27 protein-coding genes are annotated in these 25568 nt (G+C 57.7%); 15 read left to right on the top strand and 12 right to left on the bottom strand.

Features of this window, described 5'->3' with window-relative positions:
- Positions 1-93: 93 nt before the first annotated feature.
- Positions 94-2415 (top strand): glycosyltransferase family 4 protein, encoded by a 2322-nt coding sequence (locus tag RCJ00_RS15420; protein ID WP_316223058.1) that lies wholly within the window; start codon positions 94-96, stop codon positions 2413-2415.
- 110 nt (positions 2416-2525) lie between these two features.
- The gene (locus RCJ00_RS15415) at positions 2526-3845 is read left to right on the top strand and encodes a glycoside hydrolase family 130 protein (protein WP_316223057.1); all 1320 of its coding nucleotides are present in this window, start codon (positions 2526-2528) and stop codon (positions 3843-3845) included.
- 72 nt (positions 3846-3917) lie between these two features.
- Here RCJ00_RS15415 and RCJ00_RS15410 read toward each other — a convergent pair whose 3' ends face one another.
- Entirely contained in the window at positions 3918-4106 is a 189-nt protein-coding gene (locus tag RCJ00_RS15410) for a hypothetical protein (protein WP_316223056.1), read from the bottom strand.
- Between the two features lie 375 nt (positions 4107-4481).
- On the opposite strand from RCJ00_RS15410, the gene RCJ00_RS15405 reads away from it, so the two are divergent.
- The 9 genes from RCJ00_RS15405 to RCJ00_RS15365 all read left to right on the top strand — a co-directional run bounded on the left by RCJ00_RS15405 (position 4482) and on the right by RCJ00_RS15365 (position 11790).
- Positions 4482-4808, top strand: coding sequence for an ElaB/YgaM/YqjD family protein (locus RCJ00_RS15405; RefSeq protein WP_316223055.1), 327 nt, complete (start codon positions 4482-4484; stop codon positions 4806-4808).
- A 94-nt stretch (positions 4809-4902) separates the two neighbouring features.
- Positions 4903-5343 carry a hypothetical protein gene (locus tag RCJ00_RS15400; protein WP_316223054.1) on the top strand — a complete coding sequence of 147 codons (441 nt, stop codon included), beginning with the start codon at positions 4903-4905 and terminating at the stop codon, positions 5341-5343.
- Between the two features lie 230 nt (positions 5344-5573).
- Positions 5574-7427 carry a sensor histidine kinase gene (locus tag RCJ00_RS15395; protein ID WP_316223053.1) on the top strand — a complete coding sequence of 618 codons (1854 nt, stop codon included), beginning with the start codon at positions 5574-5576 and terminating at the stop codon, positions 7425-7427.
- On the top strand, positions 7424-7870 hold the full coding sequence (locus RCJ00_RS15390) for a response regulator (RefSeq protein ID WP_316223052.1): 447 nt from the start codon (positions 7424-7426) through the stop codon (positions 7868-7870). The genes RCJ00_RS15395 and RCJ00_RS15390 overlap by 4 nt, the downstream gene beginning before the upstream one ends.
- Positions 7871-7875: 5 nt before the next feature.
- Positions 7876-9498 carry a response regulator gene (locus RCJ00_RS15385; protein WP_316223051.1) on the top strand — a complete coding sequence of 541 codons (1623 nt, stop codon included), beginning with the start codon at positions 7876-7878 and terminating at the stop codon, positions 9496-9498.
- A 126-nt stretch (positions 9499-9624) separates the two neighbouring features.
- A complete protein-coding gene (locus tag RCJ00_RS15380) occupies positions 9625-10275 on the top strand; it encodes a hypothetical protein (RefSeq protein WP_316223050.1) in 651 nt (216 codons plus the stop codon).
- 40 nt (positions 10276-10315) lie between these two features.
- A complete protein-coding gene (locus tag RCJ00_RS15375; RefSeq protein WP_316223049.1) occupies positions 10316-10486 on the top strand; it encodes a hypothetical protein in 171 nt (56 codons plus the stop codon).
- Positions 10487-10510: 24 nt separating this feature from the next.
- On the top strand, positions 10511-10870 hold the full coding sequence (locus RCJ00_RS15370; protein WP_316223048.1) for a hypothetical protein: 360 nt from the start codon (positions 10511-10513) through the stop codon (positions 10868-10870).
- A gap of 179 nt (positions 10871-11049) precedes the next feature.
- Positions 11050-11790: a sensor histidine kinase gene (locus tag RCJ00_RS15365; protein WP_316223046.1), complete on the top strand. Its 741-nt coding sequence runs from the start codon at positions 11050-11052 to the stop codon at positions 11788-11790.
- A 73-nt stretch (positions 11791-11863) separates the two neighbouring features.
- Here the strand turns inward: RCJ00_RS15365 and RCJ00_RS15360 are convergent, their stop codons facing one another.
- The 3 genes from RCJ00_RS15360 to RCJ00_RS15350 form a co-directional block, all read right to left on the bottom strand.
- Positions 11864-12046 carry a DUF1328 domain-containing protein gene (locus tag RCJ00_RS15360; protein ID WP_023457465.1) on the bottom strand — a complete coding sequence of 61 codons (183 nt, stop codon included), beginning with the start codon at positions 12044-12046 and terminating at the stop codon, positions 11864-11866.
- A gap of 207 nt (positions 12047-12253) precedes the next feature.
- Positions 12254-12949, bottom strand: a complete 696-nt coding sequence (locus tag RCJ00_RS15355; protein ID WP_316223045.1) for a response regulator — start codon at positions 12947-12949, stop codon at positions 12254-12256.
- Positions 12950-13072: 123 nt separating this feature from the next.
- Positions 13073-13366, bottom strand: a complete 294-nt coding sequence (locus RCJ00_RS15350; RefSeq protein WP_316223044.1) for a 4a-hydroxytetrahydrobiopterin dehydratase — start codon at positions 13364-13366, stop codon at positions 13073-13075.
- Positions 13367-13451: 85 nt separating this feature from the next.
- On the opposite strand from RCJ00_RS15350, the gene RCJ00_RS15345 reads away from it, so the two are divergent.
- A complete protein-coding gene (locus RCJ00_RS15345; protein ID WP_316223043.1) occupies positions 13452-15347 on the top strand; it encodes a glycoside hydrolase family 2 protein in 1896 nt (631 codons plus the stop codon).
- A 33-nt stretch (positions 15348-15380) separates the two neighbouring features.
- On the opposite strand, the gene RCJ00_RS15340 is transcribed toward RCJ00_RS15345, so the two are convergent.
- The 5 genes from RCJ00_RS15340 to RCJ00_RS15320 all read right to left on the bottom strand — a co-directional run bounded on the left by RCJ00_RS15340 (position 15381) and on the right by RCJ00_RS15320 (position 18837).
- Positions 15381-16196: a sugar phosphate isomerase/epimerase family protein gene (locus RCJ00_RS15340; protein WP_316223042.1), complete on the bottom strand. Its 816-nt coding sequence runs from the start codon at positions 16194-16196 to the stop codon at positions 15381-15383.
- A 61-nt stretch (positions 16197-16257) separates the two neighbouring features.
- Positions 16258-17157 (bottom strand): phenylalanine 4-monooxygenase, encoded by a 900-nt coding sequence (gene phhA / locus RCJ00_RS15335; protein WP_316223041.1) that lies wholly within the window; start codon positions 17155-17157, stop codon positions 16258-16260.
- A gap of 135 nt (positions 17158-17292) precedes the next feature.
- On the bottom strand, positions 17293-17601 hold the full coding sequence (locus RCJ00_RS15330) for a winged helix-turn-helix domain-containing protein (protein ID WP_316223040.1): 309 nt from the start codon (positions 17599-17601) through the stop codon (positions 17293-17295).
- Between the two features lie 4 nt (positions 17602-17605).
- Entirely contained in the window at positions 17606-18205 is a 600-nt protein-coding gene (locus tag RCJ00_RS15325; RefSeq protein ID WP_316223039.1) for a hypothetical protein, read from the bottom strand.
- A gap of 26 nt (positions 18206-18231) precedes the next feature.
- On the bottom strand, positions 18232-18837 hold the full coding sequence (locus RCJ00_RS15320) for a hypothetical protein (RefSeq protein ID WP_316223038.1): 606 nt from the start codon (positions 18835-18837) through the stop codon (positions 18232-18234).
- 248 nt (positions 18838-19085) lie between these two features.
- Between RCJ00_RS15320 and RCJ00_RS15315 the strand changes: the two genes are divergently transcribed.
- Positions 19086-21176 carry a prolyl oligopeptidase family serine peptidase gene (locus RCJ00_RS15315; RefSeq protein ID WP_411267556.1) on the top strand — a complete coding sequence of 697 codons (2091 nt, stop codon included), beginning with the start codon at positions 19086-19088 and terminating at the stop codon, positions 21174-21176.
- Positions 21177-21248: 72 nt separating this feature from the next.
- On the opposite strand, the gene RCJ00_RS15310 is transcribed toward RCJ00_RS15315, so the two are convergent.
- From RCJ00_RS15310 to RCJ00_RS15300, 3 genes are read right to left on the bottom strand one after another with little or no spacing between them, the layout of a single operon-like run.
- Positions 21249-22439, bottom strand: a complete 1191-nt coding sequence (locus tag RCJ00_RS15310) for a hypothetical protein (RefSeq protein ID WP_316223036.1) — start codon at positions 22437-22439, stop codon at positions 21249-21251.
- On the bottom strand, positions 22439-23614 hold the full coding sequence (locus tag RCJ00_RS15305) for a hypothetical protein (protein WP_316223035.1): 1176 nt from the start codon (positions 23612-23614) through the stop codon (positions 22439-22441). Before RCJ00_RS15305 ends, RCJ00_RS15310 begins: the two co-directional genes overlap by 1 nt.
- A complete protein-coding gene (locus RCJ00_RS15300; RefSeq protein WP_316223034.1) occupies positions 23614-24525 on the bottom strand; it encodes a response regulator in 912 nt (303 codons plus the stop codon). The genes RCJ00_RS15305 and RCJ00_RS15300 overlap by 1 nt, the downstream gene beginning before the upstream one ends.
- Positions 24526-24663: 138 nt before the next feature.
- Here RCJ00_RS15300 and RCJ00_RS15295 point away from each other — a divergent pair, with 138 nt between their 5' ends.
- Positions 24664-25068, top strand: coding sequence for a Tat pathway signal protein (locus RCJ00_RS15295; RefSeq protein ID WP_316223033.1), 405 nt, complete (start codon positions 24664-24666; stop codon positions 25066-25068).
- Between the two features lie 115 nt (positions 25069-25183).
- The gene (locus RCJ00_RS15290; protein WP_316223032.1) at positions 25184-25558 is read left to right on the top strand and encodes a phasin; all 375 of its coding nucleotides are present in this window, start codon (positions 25184-25186) and stop codon (positions 25556-25558) included.
- Positions 25559-25568 lie beyond the last annotated feature (10 nt).

Genomic DNA, 25568 nt, shown 5'->3' with positions numbered 1-25568 from the left:
CCCCATTCCTAACATCACGTCCCCTAAAAAGGTTTTGTCAGAGCGTATCTGTAACTTTTCGGCTGGGACTCTGAATTTCTAGCGGAGAGCGACATGTTACAAGCCAACAGCTTCGAAATCGCCAGTGACCTGGAAGCGGAGATGGAAGGCTTACCCGCTACGGCGGCCGCTACGCTTAACCGATCCGTTCCTGACCGAATTGGCGCCCCCGGCATGACTCTGTCGAAAACCGCCATCATCGGTAACTTTCCGCCCCGTCAGTGCGGTCTGGCCACGTTCACACGCGATATGTATGCCTGCCTGTCACGCGCCCTGCCTCATGCCAGCTGGAGCGTCATCGCCATGAACGACCCCGGCGCGGCCTATGACTATCCGTCGGAAGTGACGCATCAGGTGCCTCAGAACGATATTGCCGCTTATCGCGCCTTGGCCGACGAACTGAATGACAACGGCACCCAGGTGCTGTTCGTGCAGCATGAATTCGGCATCTATGGCGGCCCGTCGGGCGCTTACCTGATCGAATGCCTGGAACGCCTGAACATGCCGATCGTAACCACCCTGCACACGGTTCTGGAAAACCCGAACGATGAGCAGCGCCACGTCATGAAGGCCCTGATCCGCCTCTCTTCGACCCTGGTGACCATGGCCCAGAAGGGCCGGGATATTTTGAAGCGTGTGTACGGCGTCAAGGATGAGCAGATCCAGGTCGTGTTGCACGGCGCGCCCTCGCGCCCCCTGCGCGCCACCTCCGAATTCAAGCCGATGCTGCATCTGACCGGCAAGAAAACCCTGATGACCTTCGGTCTTCTGTCGCCGAACAAGGGCATCGAAACGGTGATCAAGGCCTTGCCGGAAATTCGCAAGACGTGCCCGGAGGTCGTCTATCTCATCATCGGCGCCACCCATCCGCACCTGGTGCGTAATGAAGGCGAAAAGTATCGCGAAAGCCTGATCGCCATGGCCGCGGAACTCGGCGTCGAAGAGAATGTACGCTTCATCAACCGGTTTATGAACGACAATGACCTGATCGATGTGCTTCAGGCGACGGATGTCTATGTCACACCCTATCTGACAGAAACCCAGATCACGTCGGGCACGCTTAGCTACGCGCTGGCGCTGGGACGGCCCACCGTTTCGACACCTTACTGGCACGCCACCGAAGCCCTGGCTGACGGCGTCGGCATTATTTGTCCGTTCAGCGACGTCGCAGCCTTTGCCAAAGCCATTTCCAGCCTGCTGGACAACGATCACCTGCGTACGGAGATGTCCATGAGAGCCTACCAGGCCGCCCAACCGTCGCGCTGGAGCGAAGTTGCTCGCGCCTATGTTACCCAAGCCGAGTCAGATGTCGCCAATTACGACGTGCCGCCGGAAAAGTTGATTGTGTCCCTACCGGAAGCGCCGTCATGGAACGCGATTGCCCGCATGACCGACGATTGCGGCATCTTCCAGCATGGCAAATATAGTCTGCCCGACCGTCAGCACGGCTATTGCGCCGATGACAATGCTCGGGCGCTGTCACTGGTGGCGCGGCAATCGAACCTAGGGCCCCTGACGCCTGAGCAAATGAAGCTTGGCTACATCTATGCCTCCTTCATGAACCATGCCTGGAATAATGACAGCCGGTTCCGCAACTTCATGTCCTATAACCGCGAATGGCTGGATGACGGCGGCTCCGACGACTGCTGCGCGCGCTCCTATGAATGCCTGATCGACGTGGCCCGCTCCAACCTGCCTGCCGACCTGCGTCAATGGGCCAGTGATCTGGCCGCCCAGATTCTGCCGAAGACACCGACATGGAACTCACTGCGGTCACGCGCCGTTATGATAAAGAACCTGGTGCGTACCTTCGGTGTTTTCGGCGATGGCCAGGAAATTCAGGTCATGGTGCGTTACCTTACCCGCGACCTTCACGACCGTCTCAGAACGCAAGTTCGTGCTGGTCACAACTGGTTCGAACCGTCCCTGTCCTATGACAATGCGCGTGTCTGCGAAGGTCTGATCGTCGGTGGCGCCTTCCTGGGCGAAGCCGAAATGGTGAAGGACGGCCTGGCCTCCCTGACCTGGCTAATGAAAAAGCAAACTCGCAATAGCGTCTTCGCGCCCATTCCCAATTCGAAGTTTTCCGACGATGGCCCGGATCACCCGCTGTACGATCAACAACCCCTGGAAGTCCTTGCCACCATCGACGCCTGCCTGACAGCCCTGCGGATCAGCGGCGATACGAAATGGCGTGACGAAGCTATGCGCGCCTTTGCCTGGTTCCATGGCGAGAATACCTCAGGTCTCAGTCTGCTCGATGGCAACGGCGGTTGCTATGACGGGCTGAACCCAAATGGCGTCAACCTGAATCAGGGCGCGGAATCGATCCTGTCCTATCCCATGAGCTGGGCGGCTCTCAAAGCCGACCTGTAAACACCTGGCCTGCAAAATACAGGCCCTCACGTACGCGAACCGCCAAGGCGGTTCGCGACTTTGCCTTGCCTAAACCGGACCGGAAGGACCGGCATCTGAGGGGATACACTATGACTGAAATGCTTATTAGCCCGATTACTCTGCACGCCAATCCGGAACGGGTGGTCATCCTGCCGTTCACCATTTCCATCACTCCGCGTGACAGCGCCATGGGTGCCGGCTCCCGGGTCAGTCGCATTTGCGATGCCATTGCGGCCATGTCGCTCGAACAGGTGCGTAACGAACTGGAGGTGGTCAATCGCGACTTCACCTCACGTCACTGGCAGGCACGCGGCATTTTCCTCGAACGATTCCGCCAGATCAAGGCCATGAACGGCGGGCTGGACACGCTGGGCGAAGACCATATGGCGCTTATCGGCGCCTATTTCTGCCATGAATATAGCTATTCGGCGGCGGCGGTCATGAACCCTTCCGTCGTTCTTCACCCCGACCAGAGCGGTGCCGGCGAAGGCGTTAATTTCATCATGTCGACGCGCACGGTCGGTGAAGGTCACATTTCGACGGTCTCCTTCCGCGAAGGCACGTTTCATCCCGATGGCACGGTCGAACTCAAGCCGGAAGCCGATTTTGCCGTCGCCGCCAAGCCGCAGGGTAATGCGCCGCTGGACGGTGTCGTGACGGTTCACGGGCACCAGGCCTGTCCGATCTCGGAAACCGTTCTCTTTCCGGTCACCCGGTCGCAAAGCAACGGGCTTGAAGACCTACGTATGTTGAAATTCACCGATGAAAGCGGTAGCGCCAGCTATATGGGCACCTATACCGCCTATAACGGCAAGGAGACCGCGTGCGAGTGTCTGGAAACGTCGGATTTCCGCTCGTTCAAGCTCACGCCCTTCCGAGGCGCGGCCTCTGGGCACAAGGGGCTCGGCATATTTCCACGCAAGATAAATGGGCGGTGGGCCGCCGTGGGACGTCTGGACCACGAAAGCATCTTCTACCTGGAGAGCGACGACAAATACACATGGAACTACGGCGACCGTATTTTGGGTCCGGAAGCCCCATGGGAGTTGATCCAGATGGGCAATTGCGGCTCTCCCATCGAACTGGACGAAGGCTGGCTGGTCCTGACCCATGGGGTCGGTGCGGTGCGCCGCTATTCCCTGGGCGCAGCCCTGCTGGATAAGGACGATCCGCGCATTGTCCTGGCCCGATCGACAGAACCGCTTCTGTCGCCGTCCGAAGATAACCGCGAAGGCTATGTCCCCAATGTCATCTATACCTGCGGCGCCATGCGTATCGGTGACTGGATTTTCATGCCCTACGGCGTAGCGGATTCCTCAATTCATTTCGCGTCCATCAAGATCAAGGACCTTCTGGCCCACCTGGGCTACAGCCCGGCGGCTGTGGACCAGGAAAACGCCGCGGAATAAATAGCGTTTTAAACCAAAAAAGAAAGCCTCCCGATCGTTCGATGGGGAGGCTTTTTTCATATGGCAGGGCGATTAGGAGCCGAGCTTTACATTGTCTTTTTCGGTGCCTGGGACGTGCGTCTTCGGCATCTTGCCATTTTCGATACGGCCTTCGTTGCGCAATTGACGTCCCTTGTCGGCCATCTTGTCGTTTTTCAGCGCTTCGCCCAGTTCTTCTTCGGCAGCGCCGGCGGTTTCCTTGATGCTGGCTTTAACAGTCATGATGAATTCTCCTGCAATCTGTCGCCGGGACTAGCCCCCGCGATCCCTTGTAGCCTAGCCTCACCGACATAAAAAGGATGCACCGGACCGTGATGAAGGGATAAGAATGAGGTAAGTCATTTACACCGGCAGGCGGTCACCCCGCATTTTTATGCAATCTTTATTTTCGCCTAGCAGGCGTCACATCGCTTCCTTAAAGCCGGACCGATAATCTTAAATCATCACGTTCACGGCCGCTTCTCTCAAGCCCTTCTCCGCCCCCCCAGCCCCTGGGTTTCAGACAAGCCTGCTGTGAACGTGACCCCCTTTTCTTCCTCCCCCGAAAAACCCGTAAATGCCGGTTTCCGGCAGTCTCTGTGCAGGAGTAATCGACCCATGCTGTCTTCCGCAACCAAAGCCGCCGCAAATGTCACCAAGGGCCTGGCCGAAAACGATCTGCGCAATAGCGCCCGCGATGCCGCCGACCGGGCGCGCGACGCGATCGACGACGTGAAGGATCGCGGTGAAGATGTTCTCAACAATGTCAGCGGCTATGCCAACGAAGCCGGACAAAAGGTGCGTGGCCTGTTCGATCGCACCGCCGACACCACATCGCAATATACGCGTAAGATCGAAAGCGAAATCAAGACGAACCCGATCCGTTCGTCAGCCATCGCGCTCGGCGCCGGCTTTATCCTCGGCGCCCTGCTTACCCGCCGCTAAGCCAATACACATGACGCCGGACGGCCCTTTCAGGCTGCCCGGCGTTTTTGTGTCATATGTACCGGAGTCCACCGCCATAGGAGGCAATCGCATCATGTTCTGGGTTTCGCGAATTTTCGAGCTTTTGTCGGCGACGAAAAAGCTCAATACGGCGAAAGCCCATGTCATGAGCGCGGTTTCCGGTCTGACGCTCGTCCTCCTGCTCGGGATATTCGGGACATTCCTTTCCGCATTGATGATTGGCGGCCTGTTATGGCTCATTTACATGCAGCTAATTGCCGCCAACCTGGACGTTCTGCCATCCTGTGCGGTGATCGCCGCCCTTACCCTTGTCATACTGGGTGTTGCAGCGGCTGTGGCCGCGCGTATCTTTAACCGCGTCCGTAGCGACGTCGAGCAGATATTTCACAGCCAGGCGCCGATGGTCGCACCGGTCATCGACAAGGCAACAAACATGGTCGGCGCATTTGTGCAGGGTTTGCGAACGTCGCGGAGCTTATCCCCAAAGGACAAGCTGGAGCGGGCGCGGCGCTAACCGGCCTTTTTTCGCGCGATTAGGACTTATGTCATCTTTATAAAAATGGTGCCGCAGCTTATTGCTCCATTATACGCCCTTACGCTAGATTTAAGGCGGATATGTCACTCATAGCGCTTGGGTGACGCCTTCCTGCGTTAAGGTTTTCATTAAATAGCTCTTGTTAATGCAAATATTGAGCGGGTCGACCACATATATCTCATTGGCGCCATAGAGGCCGGCGGATAGATATGCGACTACCCTGGGGCTTGAATGTTAAGCATCTATATCTGGCATTCTTCAGTGTTATTTCGATAGCGCTCTGTTCTTTCAGCCTGATTATTTATGATCAGTACACAAAATCCCAAAACCTGAACGACCACATTCGTTATGAGTATGAGAATATTCGCCAGACCAAGGTTATCCTGATGGACATGGTGAATATGGAAACGAGCGTGCGCGGATATGTGCTATCCGGCGACAAGGCCTTTCTTGAACTGTACGAGGTGTCCGCCGCCCGCCTGCCCGACGAAATCAACACCCTGCGCCAGTCGACCTATTACGAAAACACCGCATTTGCTGAGACCAGCAACCTGCTCGACCGCTTTGACGGAATGGAGCGCCTTCTGGAATCGCAAATCAATTACATGCGTGGGCATGGCCGCGGCCAGATCAGCATGAATGCACTGGGCATCCAGAAGCGTCAGATGGACGAATTGCGCCAGTTGGTGGCCACTGTCACGGCGCGCCGCCTGACCAACATGGAGGAGCGGCGCAAGCTGGTGGAGCCGCGCCGCCGTAACTTTGCCTACATTCTGATCATCGGAAGCATTCTGGGTGTCGGTATATTCCTGGCCGGCACCGTACTGATCATCAAGCTGGAAGCCGAAAACGAGGCTATCGAAGCGCAGAACGAACGGGCGGAAACCCGGTTCCGGGCGGTTATGAACGGGATCAATGACGGGGTGTATGAGATCAACTTCGTCAACGAAACCATCTATATGTCCAAGGAATACCTGGCGATGCTGGGCTTTGAGGAGGGCGAGCTGGATGAGGATATCCGCTCCCTCATAGGCCGCATTCATCCTGACGACCTGGAATCCTATATGCAAGTCCGTCACGACTATATCATCAAAAAAACACCCACCTATAACAACGTCTTCCGCCTCAAACACAAGGACGGCACGTGGCGCTGGGTCATGTCACGCGGCATCGGCACCTGGGACAAGTTCGGCCAGATCCGCAGCATGATCGGCACCCATACCGACATCACCGAACAAAAGAGCCGCGAAGAAGAACTGCGCCAGCTGAACGCCGACATGGAGGCCTTCACCTACATTACGTCGCACGACATGCGTTCCCCCCTGGTCAACCTAAAAGGATTCTCTCACGAGCTCACGCTTGCTGTGAAGGATATAGACGACCTGCTTGAACCGAAGCGCAAAGGAATTGGCGAGGAAACCTGGGCCAAGCTTGAGCATATTCTCAAGCGCGACATTCCCGAGGCCCTGGGCTTCATCGGCAATGCCGTGGACCGGATGGACACCCTGACAACCGCCATTCTGGATTTATCGCGCATCGGTAAGTTCACCTACCGCGATGAAGTCGTCGACGCCCAGGCCGTGTTCGACAAATGCCTGGGCGCGCAAAGCTATGAGATTTCCAGCAAGGGGGTCGAGGTCAAGGTCAACCCACTGCCCAAACTGGTGACCGATCCCGTGGCGCTTGAGCAGGTCTTTTCCAACCTGCTCGACAATGCCGTCAAATATCTGCGGCCGGGTGTCGCCGGCCATATCGAGATGAGTTGCCTGGAAACGTCGCGCGATTACATATTCTCTATTCACGACAATGGACGCGGCATCGATGCCGAAGATGCCGAGCGCGTGTTCAACATCTTCCGACGTGCGCGTAATACCGGTGACGTGCGCGGGCTAGGCCTGGGCATGGCTTTCGTCAAGGCCACCTTGCGTAAGATGAATGGCGGCATATGGTTCGAATCCAAGCTCGATGTCGGCACGACATTCTATGTCAGCCTGCCGCGCCGCCAACCTGTCGCCAATGATGCAGCGGAAAAACTGTCCGGTAAACGGGAGGACGCGGCATGATCAGCGCTTTTTCCGAACCGTTCACTGTCGTTCTGGTCGAGGATGATGAAGGTCATGCCAGCCTCATCAACCGTAATTTACAACGGGCCGGCGTATTGAATCCGATCGTGCGTCTGCGCGACGGCGGAGAAGCCATAGCCTACTTCTTCGGGACGCCCGCGCGTACCGAACCGCTTGAAAAGACGATTATTGTTCTCGATCTCAATCTGCCCGACATCGACGGCTTCGAGGTTCTGCAACGTCTGAAGACCGATGATCGGACGCACCACATCCCCGTCGTCGTCCTGACCACCACCGACAACCCGAAAGACATTGACCGGTGCTATGCCCTGGGCTGTAATGCCTTCATGACCAAGCCTGTGGGATATGATGACTTTTCCGATGCTATTCGAAAGCTTGGCCTGATGCTGACCACAGTTCGCGTCCCGCATACCCGAGCCTAACTCCCATGCCCCACACCATCGCCCACGAGTCCAAAACACCACCAACCATGCATCAGATTCTTTATGTCGAAGACGATGCCGCCCTGGCGCGTCTGCTTCAGAAGCGTATGGAAAGACTGGGGCTAAAGGTCGAAACCGCCGGCAGCGCCGAGGATGCGCTCGATCTGCTGCACAGGCACGATTTCGACCTGCTGCTGATCGACTATAACCTGCCCGGCATGAACGGCCTGCAGATGCTCGACCGCCTGACCGACCTGACCGTCGTGCCCCCCGCCGTCATCCTGACGGCCGGCGGCGATGAGCGCATTGCCTTGGAAGCCCTGGAAAAGGGCGCTGCCGACTACTGCGTCAAGGATGTCAACCAAACCTATCTCGATCTTCTGCCGGCCATCATGGTCGCCGCCTTCACCAAGGAGCGGCTGTTACGTGAAAACGCCCAGCAAAGCATCGAGCTGACCGCTGCCAAAGAACGCGCCGAAGCGGCCAACCAGGCCAAGAGCCGGTTCCTGGCCACCATGAGCCATGAAATCCGCACGCCGATGAACGTCGTGACCGGACTGGCCACCGTATTGGCGAATACGCGCCTGGACGATCACCAGAAAAAGATAGTCGATACCTTACGCACAAATGCCGATCTGCTGCTCAAACTGATCAACGACCTGCTCGATATCAGCCGCATCGAAGACGATCATATCGAGCTGGAAGCCATACCTTTCGAGATTTCGGCTATTTTGGAAGATATTCGCGTCATGTTCGGCCAGGACATTGAGCGCAAAGGCCTGAGCTTCCGCATCGAGGACACCACCAACGGCATGTGGCTGATCGGAGACCGGTCGCGTCTGCAGCAGGTGCTGATGAACCTGGTCAGCAATGCGCTTAAATTTACCGATAGCGGCGAAATCCTCATCCAGGCCAGCGCCAGACCGCTGAGCGGCGATATGTGCGGCCTGATCGTTCGAGTGCACGATTCGGGCATCGGCATTCCGGCCGATAAGCTGCCCGCCATCTTCGAAAAGTTCACTCAGGCCGACGAGAGTATCACCCGCCGGTTCGGCGGTTCAGGCCTGGGCCTGTCCATCGCCCGCTCCCTGACCCAGCTCATGGGGGGGGATATCCATGTCGAAAGCCAACCGGGCGAAGGGTCCAGCTTCACCCTGACGCTCGACCTGCCGCGTGGCGCCAATCCGAACCGCCCAATCGCGCCTGCGGCCGATTACCGGCCCGAGCCGCCGATAGATGGCCGCAAACCCTGCGTGTTGATCGTGGAGGATTACGAACCCAATATCATGGTCCTGACCCTTATGTTGGAGGAGTTGGGCTATGACATTCTGTCCGCCACATCGGGCGCGGAAGCCTTAAGCATACTTGACGCGGAAGGCCCCTTTCACGCTATCCTCATGGATGTCCAGATGCACGGCATGGACGGGCTGGAAACCACCCGCCAAATCCGTCAGGATGAAAGCCAGGGCGGCCCACGTCACACCATTATAGGGGTGACCGCACATGCCTTAGCCGGGGATCGCGAACGCTGCTTGGCCGCGGGCATGGACGACTACATTTCCAAGCCGGTCCTGCCCGACATACTGGCGCAAAAGCTGCGCGCCGTGGCTTCGCGCCACCCGGCGTGATACGGGTTTTTATATCCCCCTTATCTCACTGCCAGGCTTAGGCACTGTGCCTTTGCAGCCTTTTTCGTACGGTCATCCATATCCGCCTTCGCGGATCATGAGATTACTTTGCAGGAGGAAAAGGCCATGCTCGATTCAAACGTCACTACCAGCCCGACAAGCCAGGGCACGACCGGCACCGATAACGCTGCGCCGGCCGATCAGACGCAAGCCTCGCCAGTTTCCGCGACAAGCCAGCTAACAGGCCTATCCGCTCTGTATGACGAAGATCATATCGCCTCCGTGCAGCAGGTATCCTACGATCTGAAGCGTCTTCTGACCGGTTGTGACGCCGCACGGTTGAAGACCGACGTCAAGCTTCAGGTCGCCAAACTCAACGACTGGACCAATACCTATCTGAAGGGGCTGGAGGCCGCGCAGAAGATCAGCGAAGCCGGTTATGACACCCTTATCGAAGCCCAAAAGGAATTGGCCTTGTCTCTCGATGATTTCCTGCGGTTCGAAGGCGAAGGCGGCAATCCTCCCTCACCGGATCAGGAACGCCGAATTGACGATATTTCCAAGGCGTTGCGTCGTATCAGCGGCTTGATCCCGGCAGTCGAAAATGCGTTCGCTTCCGAAGGCCCGAACGATCCGGAGGACCCGGAAATCGAGCCGCATGAACCCGCGACCAACCCGGACAGCGAGCCCGAATACAATCCGCCCGCGCCGGATGGCAATCCGGAATTGCCGTCTGAAATTCCCCCGGTCACCAATCCACAATTCAAGACCGCCTAACCCTTGTGGGTATGGCCCATCTCATCAACGGACGTCTGCCATGAACGCCACCATTCTCCCCTTTCCCACTCCGAAACCTTCCCCCGTTCGCCAGGTCAAACTGGAGGGTGAATATGTCGAGGACGATCTGCCGCCGGAGCTTTTCGATCCGGAAGAAGACGAGGGTGAATTGGCGGCCTATGCGCATATCGCCGGCACCTGGAACGATTAAAAATGCGCGACGCGGGGATGACCTATGGCCAATGATATTTACCGCGGACCGGGACTTGGACGATTTCTGTTGCTGATCGTCCTTGTCCTTATCCTCGCCGTTGCCGGCGTATGGTTTTACAACAAAAGCCATTCGGTGACGGTCGGGGACCGCGTCGGCAAGGTGATTGACGAACTGCCCGTAGGCGCCAGCAAGGCGGCGGACGAGCTTAAGGACAGTCCGGCGCTCGCCAAGGCTGGCGACGCCATAAAAGAGAGCGGTCACGCGGCGTCCTCGGCCCTGTCTAAAACCGGTGCGGCCACTGAGCGGGTCGTCACGGACGCCAAAGAAGACGTAAAGGCAGCCGCGGACAAGCAAAAAGAAAACAACGCCGACAAAAAGTAGAAAATTACCCGTCGATTTTTTTAGCGTTTAGGATTTCCCATATGTCAAAGCCACAGTTTTCCCCTGGCTGATCGGTTTTGACACCCAAAGGGAGCAGGGTTCGAAGACCTTGCTCCCTTTTCTATCGTATATGGCTTGAGCGCGTTGCTTGCGCAGGACAATATTGGTAAGACACGGTTATGAAGCCCGAAGAGATGACCTCCCCAACTCACGACGAGATCCGTGAGTACCTGCATCGCCAGATGCTATCCTCGGTGTCCCACGACCTCAAGACGCCGTTGGCGACGATTATCGGCTCGCTCGAAGTCATGACGATGCTTTATGACAAGCTGAGCGAGGAAAAGCGCAAGTCGCTCATCAGCTCAGCCCTGACCGAGGCCTTCCGGCTTGACCACTTCATCACCAACATCCTCGATATGGCGAAGTTTGAGGCCGACGCGGTTAAACCGCGCTTTGAAGCCGCCAGACTGAGCCAGATGATCAATGACAGCCTGGCGCGGCTGGGGCCCCTCAAGACGCGCGGCGAAATAAAGATCGCTCCGCCCGTCGGCAACGACGATCTGGTTACCGATCCGATGCTGGGCGCCCGCGCTATAGGCCTGGTCTTGCACAATGCTTTCAAGTTCGGCGGCCGCAAGGCGGCCGTGCCGGTGATCGAGGTCGAATACGGAATCACCGGTAATGAAGGCTTCGTGCGTATTCGCGACCATGGCGATGGCATCCCCCCCGCCAAGCAGGCGGCGGTTTTCGACAAATATACCCGTCTGCAGAAGTCCGACCAGCAAAACGCCAGCACAGGCCTGGGCCTCACCATCTGCCAATACATCATGCGCCTGCTCGACGGCCGCATCGAATTGTCGAACCACCCTGAAGGTGGCGCCATTTTCACCCTATGGTACGCCAACAAAAAGGCGACCTGATCGGCAGCCAGGCCTAAACCATAAAAAAACCGGCCCTGCGAAGGACCGGCTTTTTTATTTGATTCTAGCCATTTTATAGAGGTGGATTGGCACTGCGGCCGGTAATCATGCGGTAAACCAGGCTGGCGATAAACAGCACGACAAAGATGACGGCGATAAACTTGGCGATTTCAGCAAAGGTGCCCGCCAGGCCTGTAAAACCGAAGAAAGCCGCGATAACGGCCAGAATAAAGAAGGTTACGATCCAGTTGAGCATAGTATTCTCCTATTGAACAGCCCCGCCCGTAATCGGAGGAAACTTGTATTTCAGGCTATGCTTTCCGCCATAAATTACAAAGACGGCAAAAACTGTCCGCTCATAAGGAAGCGGTAAGACTCAGTCCCGCCACGGCATCTGGAACAAATAAAAAGGTCCGGTGAAACCTGTTCCACCGGACCTCTATTTTAATACTCACGATCGGGACTAGTTGACCATGTCCATGCGGTAACCGATGCCGGATTCCGACACGATCGATTTCCCCAGGCCCGGACGCGTCTCAAGCTTGTCACGGACCTGACCGATATAGACGCGCAGATATTGGGTGTCTTCGAGGTGCGCAGGGCCCCACACTTCCTTGAGGATCTGCTTGTGCGTCAACATGCGGCCGCGATTGACCAGGAAGTAGCGCAGGAGATCATATTCCTTGGGCGTGAAACCGATGCGCTCATCGTCAATGAACACTTCATGGCGCACGAGGTCCATGCGGATCGGGCCGTGAACGATTTCCGGATCACCGACTTCCTTAACCGCGGACTTGCGCAGGTTGGCATTGATGCGCGCCAGAAGGACTTCGGCAGAAAATGGCTTGGTGACATAGTCATCCGCGCCGATATTCAGGGCGGGGGCCGCTTCCATGTCCTCAGCACGGGCGGTCAGCACGACGATGGGCACGTTAGACCATTCGCGTACCTTGGTAATGACTTCCTTGCCGTCGATGTCAGGCAGGCCGAGATCGAGCAGGATCAGATCGGGCCTGACCGAAGCGCTCATGCGCAGGGCTTGCTTGCCACTGTCGCATTCGCACACCTTGAAATCCGCGGCATCGAGGAAGATGCTCAGCATCTTGCGGATCTCTTCCTCGTCATCAACGATCAGAATGGTGTTTTTCTTTTCAAGCATGGGGGTATTCCGTGATCCTCTTATTAGACGCCGCCGGACCCCTGGAACTCAGGGGATCACAAACTTTTGTACCTACAGCACTACGGTCAGAAAAATAAAAATTAAATGCGTGAGTTTCGCCCGTCAGTCGCTGGCAGCAGCGTCGACAGCCCGCGCCAAAACGATATCTCTGGCCGTTAAGCCCTTGGAATCATGAGTGGTTAGCCGGATAGACACCCGATTGTAAACATTGGACCATTCGGGATGGTGGTCCAGCCGGTCGGCCGCTTCAGCGACCTCGGTCATGAAGGTGAACGCCGTCTTGAAGTCTTTGAATTCCAGGTGTCTTGTTATGGCAAGGCCGCCGGGCTCAAGCGTCCATTGCGGCAAATCATAGGCGAGGGCGTCAATTTCAGCAGAAGATAAGGTCGGGCGCATTCCGTCACTTTGCGCCCCAGCGGCGGGTTTGACAAGGCCCGCATCCCGGTGTCTTGTCACCGACAAAATATCAGGAGGAGATGTCATGAGGTTAGCGCAGATTTTCGTCGTCGCCGTCACGGCCGCGCTTCTGGCCACGCCTGCCGACGCCAGACCGGCCCGCCCTGCCGACGCTCCGGCCTACAGCACCACCGTTCCAGGTACGGTTCTGGTCAATGCCGACCGACGCACCGGAGAAAGCCTCTCCGGCCCCTGGCACTATTCGGTAGACCCTTACAAGGACGGGATGGCCGATTTCCACGGCAAGCCTTTGGACGTCACGCACGGCCGCGGTTCGGACGTCAATGTCGAGGCCGCGATGAAGGCCGATCCCGATGTCTTTTTCGAATACGACCTGGCCCGTGCGCCAGTCGGTCCGGTACCGTCCGCCTGGATCGCCTACTCACCGGAACTGCGCTACTATAACGGGTTGATGTGGTATCAAAAGAGCTTCGATACCGCATTGATCAAATCCGGCCAGAGGGTCTTCCTGCGCTTCGCCGCCGCCGATTACAAGACCATGGTCTATCTCAACGGGCACCGCGTCGGCGAGCATGAAGGCGGCTTCACGCCGTTCAGCTTCGACGTCACCCGTCTGCTGCGCGAGAAAAACAACAACCTTGTTGTCGCTGTCGATTCGACCCGCACACCTGACTCCGTACCAACCCAGGTCACTGACTGGGAAACCTATGGCGGGCTGATCCGCGATGTCACCCTGGTCGCCACGCCGGAAACCTATGTCGATGACGACTTTATCCGCCTCACCACCGACGGCCTGATCAAGGCCGACGTCGCGCTGGACGGCCCTGCCAAGGCGGGACAAGTCGTCGAAGTCAGCGTGCCGGCGCTCAAACTCAGCCTGAAGGGCACCACGGACGCCGATGGCCATGTGTCGCTCAGCACCCGCGCGCCCAAGGACCTGAAGCGCTGGTCGCCGGACACACCGACGCTGTATGAGGTTTCGGTCAAGGCAGGTGCTGACGTTTTAACCGACCGGATCGGGTTCCGTACGATCGAGGTCAAGGGCACACAGATCATCCTCAACGGCGAACCGATCTTCCTGCGCGGCATCTGCCTGCATGAAGAAGAGTTCGGTCCCAATCCATCGCGACGCATCACACCGGAAGCGTCGCGCGCCCTGCTCAGCGAGATCAAGACGGGTCTTCACGGCAACTACGTCCGCCTGTCGCACTATCCCCATTCGGAAATCACCACGCGCATGGCCGATGAGATGGGACTTCTGGTCTGGAGTGAGGTGCCGGTCTATTGGGCGGTGAAGTTCGACAATCCCGACACCCTCAAGGTCGCGCAGAGCATGATGGCGGAAAACATCCTCCGCGACCGGAACCGCGCCTCGGTCATCATCTGGAGCGTGGCCAATGAGACGCCGATATCGGACGCCCGCAACAGCTTCCTGACCGCGCTGGCGCGCGAAGCCAAGGCCCTGGACGGCACACGTCTGGTCTCGGCAGCGCTGCTCACCGGCAAGAAAACCGTCGACGGCCATATCGACATCACTATCGACGATCCGTTGATCCCGGAACTCGATGTCATGGCGGTCAACACCTATAATGGCTGGTACGGCAACGACAAGATCGCCGACGTGCCGGCAACCGTCTGGCATTCCAGCTTCAACAAGCCGCTGATCCTGTCGGAATTCGGCGCCGAAACCCTTTACGGTGTCCGCGACCCGGTGCGTGAAGCCCGTTTCACCGAGGACTATCAGGCGAAATACTACAAAAATACCTTGGCCATGGCCGACCGGATTCCGTTCCTGGCCGGCCTGTCGCCATGGATTTTGAAGGATTTCCGCTCGCCCCGCCGCCAGAACATCTGGCAGCAGGGCTGGAACCGCAAGGGCGTAGTTTCGGAGAACGGCGAACGCAAGATGGCCTTCTTCGTTCTTAGTGATTACTACGCGAAGATGGCGGCAAAGAAGTAGGGGGCGGCCGCCAAGCTCAGCGCTTCAAATGGCTCAGCCCTTCAAATTCTTGATGCTGGTGGCGATGCTCGCCCACGGGTCGGTCGGGTTGTCGTGTTCGACATAGACGTTTTCCACTCCGCTCTTAACGGCTGTGTTCAGCACGGCGGCAAAGTCGATCGTCCCCTCGCCCACCGGTGCCATCGAACCATCGGCCAGCTTGTCCTTGAGATGCAGTTGGCGAATGCGGCTGCCATGTTCCTTAAGGACGTGGACCGGATCATGGCCGGCAAAGCTGGCCCAATAACAATCCAGTTCAAAGGCTACCAGGGACGGATCGGTATTTTCCAGCAGGAGGTGATACGGGATCTCGCCGGACGCTGTCTTTTTGAACTCGAAATCGTGGTTGTGGTAGCAGAAGGTCAGGCCGCGCGCCTTGGCCAGTTGCCCCCAGGCGTTCATCTTGTCCGCCCAGGCTTTCCAGCCGTCGCGGTCTTCGGTCGGCAGCCAGGCCAGGACGGCATAACGGGCGCCGACAGCCACTTGATCGTCAAGCGCCGCTTCCGCACGCGTTTGCCAGTCAGTGAGACCAACGTGACCCGACGGGGCGGTCAAGCCAACGTCATTGAGTCTGGCCTTGAAATCCGCGGCGGAAAAACCGCCAAACGCGATGGTTTCGACCTGATCGTAACCCAGGGCCTTTACTCGCTTCAGCGTACCGACCGGATCCTTGGCGAAGGCGTCGCGCACCGTATACAACTGGACGCCGATTTTCTTGAAAGGTGATTTAACCGGCTTGGCCTGAGCGGATGCACCGGCAAGACCGAGTGCGGACAGGGCGGCAAGCAGATGACGACGATTGAGTTCCATGATGTTTTCTCCCGTTTGGGACATCAATCATGGGTTTTACTCGGGTGTCAATTCCTGGTCATCAGGCACCGGTGAGCAAGGCCCGATGATAGTCGCCGGTGCCGCGCGTGAATACATGGTCATCGGGCGTCACCGTGGCCAGGCCGAAATCGGGCAAGGCTTTCAGCTTTTCATAGATGGGCGCAAAATCCGTATTGGCCATGTCGAACAGGGTGTCGAGCGACGGCATGACAAAATAGGTCTCCTGGAATTCGTCAATGCGGTAAGCCGTGCGCATGACGCGTTCCAGATCGAAGCCGATGCGATTTGGCGACGCACTTTCCAGCGCAAACCGCGTTTCCGTAAATGACGAGAGGATGCCACCGCCAAAGATGCGCATGCCTCCCGCCTCTTCGATCAGGCCAAACTCCACCGTATACCAGTAGAGCCGCGCCAGATAATCGAGCACACCCAGCCGTTCGGCACGCAGGCCGCCTTCGCCATAAGCCTGCATGAAGTCGGCCATGACCGGATTGACCATCATCGGCACGTGCCCAAATATATCGTGGAAAACGTCGGGCTCCTGCAGGTAGTCGAGCTGACGCGCCTTGCGGATAAACTGTCCCGCCGGAAAACGGCGGTTGGCCATATGATTGAAAAAGACATCATTGGGCACCATGCCCGGCACGGCCACGACCCGCCACCCCGTGCGCTTTTCCAGCGCGTCGGAGAGGGCTTCGAAATCAGGAATACGGTCAGCCGTAATCGGCAGTTCAGCCAGTCCGTCGAGATAGGCCTGACTGGCCCGGCCGGGTATGAGTGTCATCTGACGCTCATAAAGAGTCTTCCAGGTGGCGTGTTCTTCCGGGGTGTAGGCGGCCCAGTTCTGGTCGATGGTCCAGTCGGCGCGTTCCGGTATATAACCGCCAACAATGCCGTGAAAGTCAGATTGGGCGTTTTCGCCCGATTGGGTCTCCAGCATGTCACGCCTCCTCTTATTTTTGGAAGTGTAACGCGAATTTGGTTTCACATGAAATGAATTTTTTCGTGAGCCGAAACGCGAAGCGCTCCCCTTTTGACAAGAGGAGCGCGGAAAGGCCGCCTTAGGGATAATCGGTCAGCCCTCCATATCGGAGATCAGCTTTCGCATGGCATCGAGGTAAGCGATATAGGCTGTGCGGCCGGTCGGGCTCAGGCTTATGGTCGTCAGCGGCTTCTTGCCGACAAAGCTCTTGTCTATCCCAATGTAACCAGCCTCTTCCAGCTTGCGCAACTGGACCGACAGGTTACCATCCGTTGCCTGGAGCTTGGTTTTCAGCAGGGTAAAATCCGCCGAACCGGCCGTGGACAGGTAGGCCATGATCCCTAACCGTAAACGCCCGTGAATGACATCGTCAATGGCATCGATGGAAAAATCGTCACCCATGACGTTAGGCCCTGTCTGCGCGCATCAACACAATGCCAGGCACCATGGCGAACAAAAACAGACACGCGGCATAGGCAAGCATCTGAAGCGCATTGCCGGCCAGGAAGGAGATGGCCGGCGCCCCCAGGAAGCATCCGAAGCTGACCAGTTTCAACCAGCCCTGGCCGGACATCAGAGCGCTGACCCACCATCCCATGCCGTAAAGCAGGAGGATTACCGGCGCGATCAGATAGGATAGCGGCTCAAAGGTTTGGTATATATTGGCGATAATCACCAGACAGGCGATGAAGGAAAATATGCCGATTCCAACCGCCGACCAGGCCGAAGCCGTGGCGCGGTTGCTGACCGATCCCTTGACACGCATTCGGTTAATGCCAAACACCGTGGCGCAAATCCCGAACAGAATGCTGGCGCCGATCCAGATCACAGCGGACATGGCGCCCGACTTGGGTATCCAGTTCATGATCATGGCATAGTGGGCGATGGCAGCCACGCCGTAGATCAAGCCGGCGCAGAACAAGGTGGCGCCGTTCTTCAACGGGCCCTTACTCCCGTCTTCGGCCAGAGATTTTATGTAGTCGATATCGGACTGGAGATTGGACATCAGGTATTTCCTCTTTGAACGGTATATTATTCAGCGGCTTCGGGCGTTTGCTGACGCAGAAGTAAAGCCAGACCGGGAATGACGGCGAAGACGACAAGGCACAGGCTATAGGCGAGGGATTGCGCCGCCGTACCGGCCAGAGCCGCCAGGCCGATCGCACCGGCGAAACATCCCATGGTCAGCAGGTTCGGCCAACGGCTGCCGGTCATGACGGCGGCGACGCGCCAGCCAATGCCATAGACACCCAGCGCAATCGGGGAGACGATGAAGCTGGCATTAGACCCAAGGTCGAATTTCGCCATCATGATCATGAGGGCGGCGATAAGAACCGCTGCGCCGACGATCAGGCCAGTCCATATAGCGCGAAACCGTTTGACCGCCGGCTGTTGCAGCAGCAGACGGTCACTGCCGACTTTCAGGATTACGCCGAACAGCATGAAGGCGGCCGTGGCGCCCATCCATATCAGACCGATCATGGCAGGATGGAGCAGGTGGATATAGCCGGACATGACCAGATAGTTGGACAGGCTGGCCGTCCCGTAGCAAAGGCCGGCCCAGAACATCATGCCACCGTCCATGGCGATGCCGCTGGCGGGGCGATAGGCGGTGGACAGGGACAGAGTGGCGGACATGAAAAGCTCCCATTCAGGTGTGTCGACATAAATGACGAAAGAACTTTATTTTGTAAAGTACTTTTCTCGAAAAAAGATGAACCTTTTGTAATCTTGCCAAGGCGCGGAAACGGGCTAGTTTCACCCGTTATCTTTTGCTGAACAAAAAAGGCGGGCCCCCGGTGCAAAACTCCCTGAAATCCCTATGTGTAACCACGGCACTTGTCGCGCTCAGCCCCCTGCATCCCCTCGTTTCCCACGCACAGACCATGACCACAGTCGCCAAACCCCTTTCGTCCAACCCCAATACGGCCGCGAAGGAGACCGCCGACCCGCGCGCCTTCCTGGATGAGATCGACGGCGCGGAGGCGATGAAGTGGGTTCTGGCCCACAATCAGACGACGCTAGACCGTCTGTCAAAAGACCCACGTTTCGCGCAAAGTCAGGCTGAGGCCCTTGCCATTCTTCAGGCGACCGACCGGATCGCCTATCCCAGCTTCGCGCACAAGGGCATGGTCCAGAACTTCTGGCAGGACGCCGACCACGTTCATGGTATCTGGCGCCAGACCACCTGGGACTCTTACAAGACCGCCACCCCGGCATGGGACACCATTCTCGACATCGACGCTCTGTCCAAGGCGGAAGGCAAGAACTGGGTCTATGAAGGCGCCGACTGCCTGGCGCCCGACTACACGCGTTGCCTGATCTCCCTTTCCGATGGCGGCAAGGACGCCACCGTCATCCGTGAATTCGACATCACCACAAAGTCCTTCATCGCCGGTGGCTTCGACCTGCCCGAAGGCAAGCAAAGCGTCAGCTGGCGCGATGCCGATACGGTATATGTTACGCGCGAATGGACGCCCGGCGATGTCACCGCGTCGAGCTATGCCTACATCACCAAGGCACTCAAGCGCGGTCAGAGCCTCGATCAGGCGACCGAAATCTTCCGCGGCACCAAGGCCGATGTCAGCGCCGGCCGCTACGTCCTGCGCAATATCGACGGCAGCTACGTGATGGACATGTCCTACCGCGGCATAGATTTCTTCCATACCGAGCAGAGGTTCTATGTCGACGGCAAGGCGATCGCCCTGCCCCTGCCCACGTCGTCCAGCTTCGCCGGCTACATGCAGGGCCAGGCTATCTATACCTTGAAAGAGGACTGGACCTCCGCCGGCGGCAAGACCTTCAAGACCGGCGCTGTCCTGGTCTTCGACCTGAAAAATGCCCTGACCAAACCGGCGGCGCTGGAACCCACCCTGCTCTTCCAGCCGGACGCGCACCAATCGGTCGAAGGCTTAAGCCAGACCCGAAACCGCCTGGTCCTCAACCTGTTGAACAATGTCACCAGCGAGGTCTGGAGCTATCAGTACAGCGGCGGCAAATGGTCGTCTAAAAAGCTCGACCTGCCGTCCAATTCTGCCATCGCCGTAACCTCGGCCGATGACCAGAGCGACCGCGTGCTGGTCAGCGTCTCTTCCTTCCTGATCCCTGCGACCCTGGTGATGGTCGATGCGGCGTCCGGCACGTCGGAAACGCTGAAATCCTCACCGGCGCGCTTCAATGCCGATGGCTTGCAGGTCCAGCAATTCTGGGCCAAATCCAAGGACGGCACGCAGGTTCCCTACTTCCTGGTGGCGCGCAAGGATATCGCGCTCGACGGCACCACGCCGGTCATACTCAACGCTTACGGCGGTTTCGAAGTGTCGATGACACCGTCCTATTCGGGCACGATCGGCAAGCTGTGGCTGGAAAAGGGCGGCGCCTATGTGCTGGCCAATATCCGCGGCGGCGGCGAATTCGGTCCGGCGTGGCACGAAGCCGGGCTGAAAACCAAACGCCAGAATATCTATAACGATTTCCAGGCCGTGGCCGAAGACCTCATCGCCCGCAAGATCACCACGCCGCGTCATCTCGGCATCATGGGCGGCTCGAACGGCGGCCTGCTCATGGGCGTGCAATTGACCCAGCGTCCGGACCTGTGGAACGCCGTCGATGTCCAAGTGCCGCTGCTCGACATGGTCAACTATACGCACATGTCGGCAGGCGCGTCCTGGCAAGGCGAATACGGCGATCCGAACGATCCGGTCGAAGGCGCCTTCCTGCGCTCGATCTCGCCCTATCACAACGTCAAGGCTGGCGTCGCCTACCCGGAACCTTTGTTCGAAACCTCGACCAAGGACGATCGCGTCGGACCGGTCCATGCCCGAAAGATGGCGGCGCTGTTCGAAGAGATGGGCCTGCCCTTCTTCTATTATGAAAATACTGAAGGCGGCCATGCGGCGGCGTCCAACCTGCCGGAGCGGGCGCGTCGCTACGCCATCGACTACACCTATTTCATGCAAAAGCTGATGGACAAGTAGGCAAACGCGATAGGGGCATTTGCCCGACAGTACCTCAAGGCTCCGGGCATACCGTCCGGAGCCTTTTGCGCGCTAGGCCCGCTGGCGCATTATGTCCTTTTTCATGACATTGAACAGGCCGGCTTCGAAATCCATCAGGATGTCGGCGAATTCTATATCCTGAAGCGGCTTGACGCCCTTCTTGTTGAGACGCGCCATACGGAATCGCCAGAACGAGGAGATATGGTTGAGCGTGCCGATCTTCTGCCCAAGCTCGACGAAGAGTTCCGAGCCGAAGAGGAGGAATTGACGGAACGGTTCTGGATCGCGACGCATCGCCAATGCAGTATAGACCTCGTCGTAGTGGGTCAGGGTTTCTTTCGCATCGTTGATCATGCCAATGATGGCGCGGGCGATGCGCGGACGTGCCTTACGCAGATAGGTGCGCAGGTGATCGTCATGGGTGCCGGAAATACGGTGACTGCCGATGCCAGCCAACACTTCACGCAGGCCGTCCTGCAATTCGACATGGCACCATTTGTAATAGAGGAAGCCGCGCCAGCACATGATGCCTTCGTGGAACTCCTCATCGGACATGTGCAGGGTCTCTTGTAACGGCGCGAGGGTCTGGTTCAGCTTGTCCGACAGGATCTTGTTGCCCAGCTTGGTCGCCCCGCCTCCCTTGCTGCCGCCGAAGGCGACATTGACCAGGTTTTCGATTTCGCGCGCTGTGAAGGCCGTCATGGCCTTGAGGTCCGCCGCGGAAATCTGGAAATAGACACCGGACGGATTAAAACCGGCCTTGTCGAGATGCTCGCGCAGCAGGAAGGGATCGAGCGAAGGCAGTTCATCAATGCAGCGCAGGATACGGGCATCGCGGTTCTTGCCCAGGTCCTCGATGCCGAGATAGCTGCGCATCAGGGTTTCAAACTGGGTCTGGCGATAAAAGAATGACCGGCCGCCCAGTCTCAGGTCGTAAGGGTCGTAGGGTAGAATAATCTTGGTCACCGTGCGGCGGCCATTGGGAAACAGGTCGCGCTCATCGAGGCGCAAGGTATGTTTGAGGATGACCGCTCGGTTCAAGGCCGAATGTTCGAACATCGGCTTGGCGATGTAATCTTCGTTCTCGTTATAGGCGGTGTACAGCTTGGCGAGATTGAGCACCCGGCACGACGACCAGGTGCGGTTCAGATTCGCCAGGTTGCGGATCTCCCGTGTGGTCGAGAAATCGCTGTCACTCGCGGCACGCAACAAACCGGCGGATAGGATGGGAGCGGCACCCATCACCGGTCCCTGTCGTCTTCATCGTAACGCGTGACGAGAGACAAGGAGTCCTCGAAATCCGCCAGGATGTCACCGTATTCAGTCGGCGTCAGACGTTGGGTTATCATTGACTGACTCATGCGGTAAGACCAGAAGGAACCGATGTGCGACAGGATGCCAATGCTTTCGCCCAATTCGAAGAACAGGCCGGGGCCGTCGATCAGGAACCGGCGGAACGGAGCGGGGTTTTCACCTTCGACCAGGGCGTGATAGGCTTGATCATAGACGCTGAGCGTGCGGCCGACGCTGGCGATGGCGTTGACGATGCGGCGCGCGAGACGCGGGCGCGTTTCCTTGAGATAATCGCGGATACCATCATCGCACGGTCCGACCGGTTGGTAGGTCGCGAGACCTTCCAGCACCCGGCGCATCTCATCCTGCAGCTCCAGATGCCGCCACTTGAAATACAGAAAACCGCGCCAGGAGAAGATGCCGTCGGAGAACTCTTCATCCGACATGCGCAGAGTCGATTTGAGCGGCCACAGTTCTTTGTCAAGTTCGTTGGCGAGTATTTTGCCTGCCAACTTGATTGCCGCACCGCCGGACAGGGCGTTTGAAAAGGCCGTCCGCACCAAGCGTTCGATTTCTTCGTTGGCGAAGCCGATCATGCGCTGAAGGTCGAACGGCGAAATTTTCAGATAGACCGCGCCCGGCTTGAAACCGTGGCGTGACAGGTGCTCGCGCACGAGGAAAGGATCCAGCGAGGGCAACTGGTCGAGCAGTCGCAGGACCTGGACATCCACATTAGCGTTGACGTCATCCGTATTGAAATAGTTGCGGCAAAACACGTCGAAACCGACCTGATTGACCAGTATGGAGCGCCCGCCCAACTTCAGATCCAGCGGATCAAACGGCAGGATGATCTTGGTTGCCGTACGGCGATGCCGCGTGAACATGTCGCGTTCATTGGCGCGTAAGGTGTGCTTTATCACAATGCACTTGTTCATCTGCGAGTCGCGGAAGAACGGCTTGAGCTGGTATTCCTTCTCGCGCGCCGACGCCAGATAGACCTGAGACAGGTTGAGCACCCGGCTGGTGGAGGCCGTTTCACCCAGATTTGCCAGGTTGCGCACATCGCGGTTATTGCTGTTGTTGGCAGCGGCTCCCTTGGCGTCAATGGTGGCGGATGCGTTCATTAGGCGACCTTGCGATTGGCTTTGCGCTTATCGACCAGCGCGGTCAGATGCTTGATAATGTCCAGGGCTTCATCGGGATCGGCATAAGGTATTTCGTTCAGGCGGGTCAGGGCGTCGAGGTGGACATCCAGAACATCGGCTTCGGCTTTTTCGCCGAACAATCGCACATAGTCGTTTAAAGACTGTGTCGCCTGTTCGATCAATTTCATGCGAAAATCATGGGCGACGGTCTGGGTGTGCATAAGCCGCATCACCACTTGGTTGACATGATCGCGGTCTATTTGGGTCCCGGACTGTCCTTCCGCGCGGATCAGGCCGCGCAAAGCGTTGATTTCCTGGCCCAGGGACCGCTGACCCAAGGCCGACAATTCCTGGGCATCTTCGGCACGACGCAGCAGGCCCGGGAAGAGGCCTGCCCGGCGGCGGCGATCAGGCCCGACGAAATTTTCCGAGACGACGAAACGGCGCTTCTTGACCAGGGCGGACGACAGGGCGCGCAGGAGCGAACTCGTCGAAAACGGCTTGATGACGAACTCATTGACCCCGGCATTTCGCGCCAATGTCACGTCATGCGCCCGCTGGCGCGCCGTCAACATGACGACCGGCAATTGCGGATTGGGAAAACGGGGATCGGGTAGCAAGGCCGCCTGGCGCAGCGCGGTGACCAGCTCGATACCGGACATGCCCGGCAATCCCCAGTCCAGCAACATGAGGTCCGGGTTCTGAGCCTGAAGATGATCGATGGCTTCTTCGGCATTGCGGGCGAAGGACAGGTTGTTGAAACCGGCCGCTCGCAGCAGTTCCATAACCAGCCGGCGCGAAGCGTCGTTGTCCTCGACAATCAACACAGACGTCGTCGCACTGTTGATACGGCGCAATAGCCTCTGGGTCTGAGAATGTTGGGTCGTCATGCGGCTTCCGGGTTGCAATTCCCTTAGCCTAGCCGAAACCCCTTAATCTGAAGTTGACTTAAACCATTGATTTTATGGTTACTTTTTTATTACCGCGATATACCGCCTTTTAACCCTGTATCGATACAATAGCGCATTATGATCCGCAGACGCTTTCTTGCCGCCGCCCTAGGCTTAACCGCCGCCAGCTTCATGGCCCTGCCAGCCACCGCCAGCGAACCCAAAAAAAAGGGCGGTGGCGTAGGCTATACTCAGTTCCGCACGGTTACCGCCTTCACGGATGTCGGCCGGCGCAGGCATGGGACATTGAGTGTCGACATGGGCCTCTACACGGATAATCCCAAGCTGACGGAACAGATCGTCATGATGATGCCACGCCTCCAGGACGCCTATCTGACGCGCCTCCAGAGCTATGCCGGTGGCCTGACGTCTCAGTCCGTGGTCGACCCTGACTTCATTTCAAGTCAGTTCCAGGCCGTCACGGACCAGATTTTGGGGCAGAAGGGGGCCAAGGTTCTCCTCGGCTCGATCCTTCTTAACTAGCAGCGCACAAAATATTTTCCGCATTGCACCTAAGCGGAAATATCGCCATAGTTTGGTGGCTTTTGATCCCTAGGATCTCCCGGCGCGACCAAAGTCCATACGCTAATTGAGGCCTATGATGAGCACTCCCTCGGCTTTCGAACACGGCCTGCGGTTAATGGCAGACCAGCAGCAGCGCGCCGCGCGCAGCCTGATCAACCTGATCGAAATGATCAGTACAACCTCTCGCCGCTACGCAGAAGATACCACCGCCTTCACCCAGGAAGCTCTGAACCTGATGAACGAAGCGGCGCAAATTACCAAAGACGGCAAACGCGACCCGGCCGCCGTGGCCGATTTGCAAAAAAAATGGGCCGATACCTGCCTGAAATACGGCCAGGATCAGACCAAGGCAACCATGCATTTCGTCGAACAGTGCGGAAAGCAGGCGCTGACTGTCGCCGCCCACGCGTCTGAGACGCCAACCTCTACTGAAACTCCCAAAGAATAAGGACTACCCT

The organism is Asticcacaulis aquihabitans, assembly GCF_032490435.1.
Lineage (GTDB): Bacteria > Pseudomonadota > Alphaproteobacteria > Caulobacterales > Caulobacteraceae > Asticcacaulis.
This window is presented reverse-complemented; position numbering and strand designations above follow the sequence as displayed.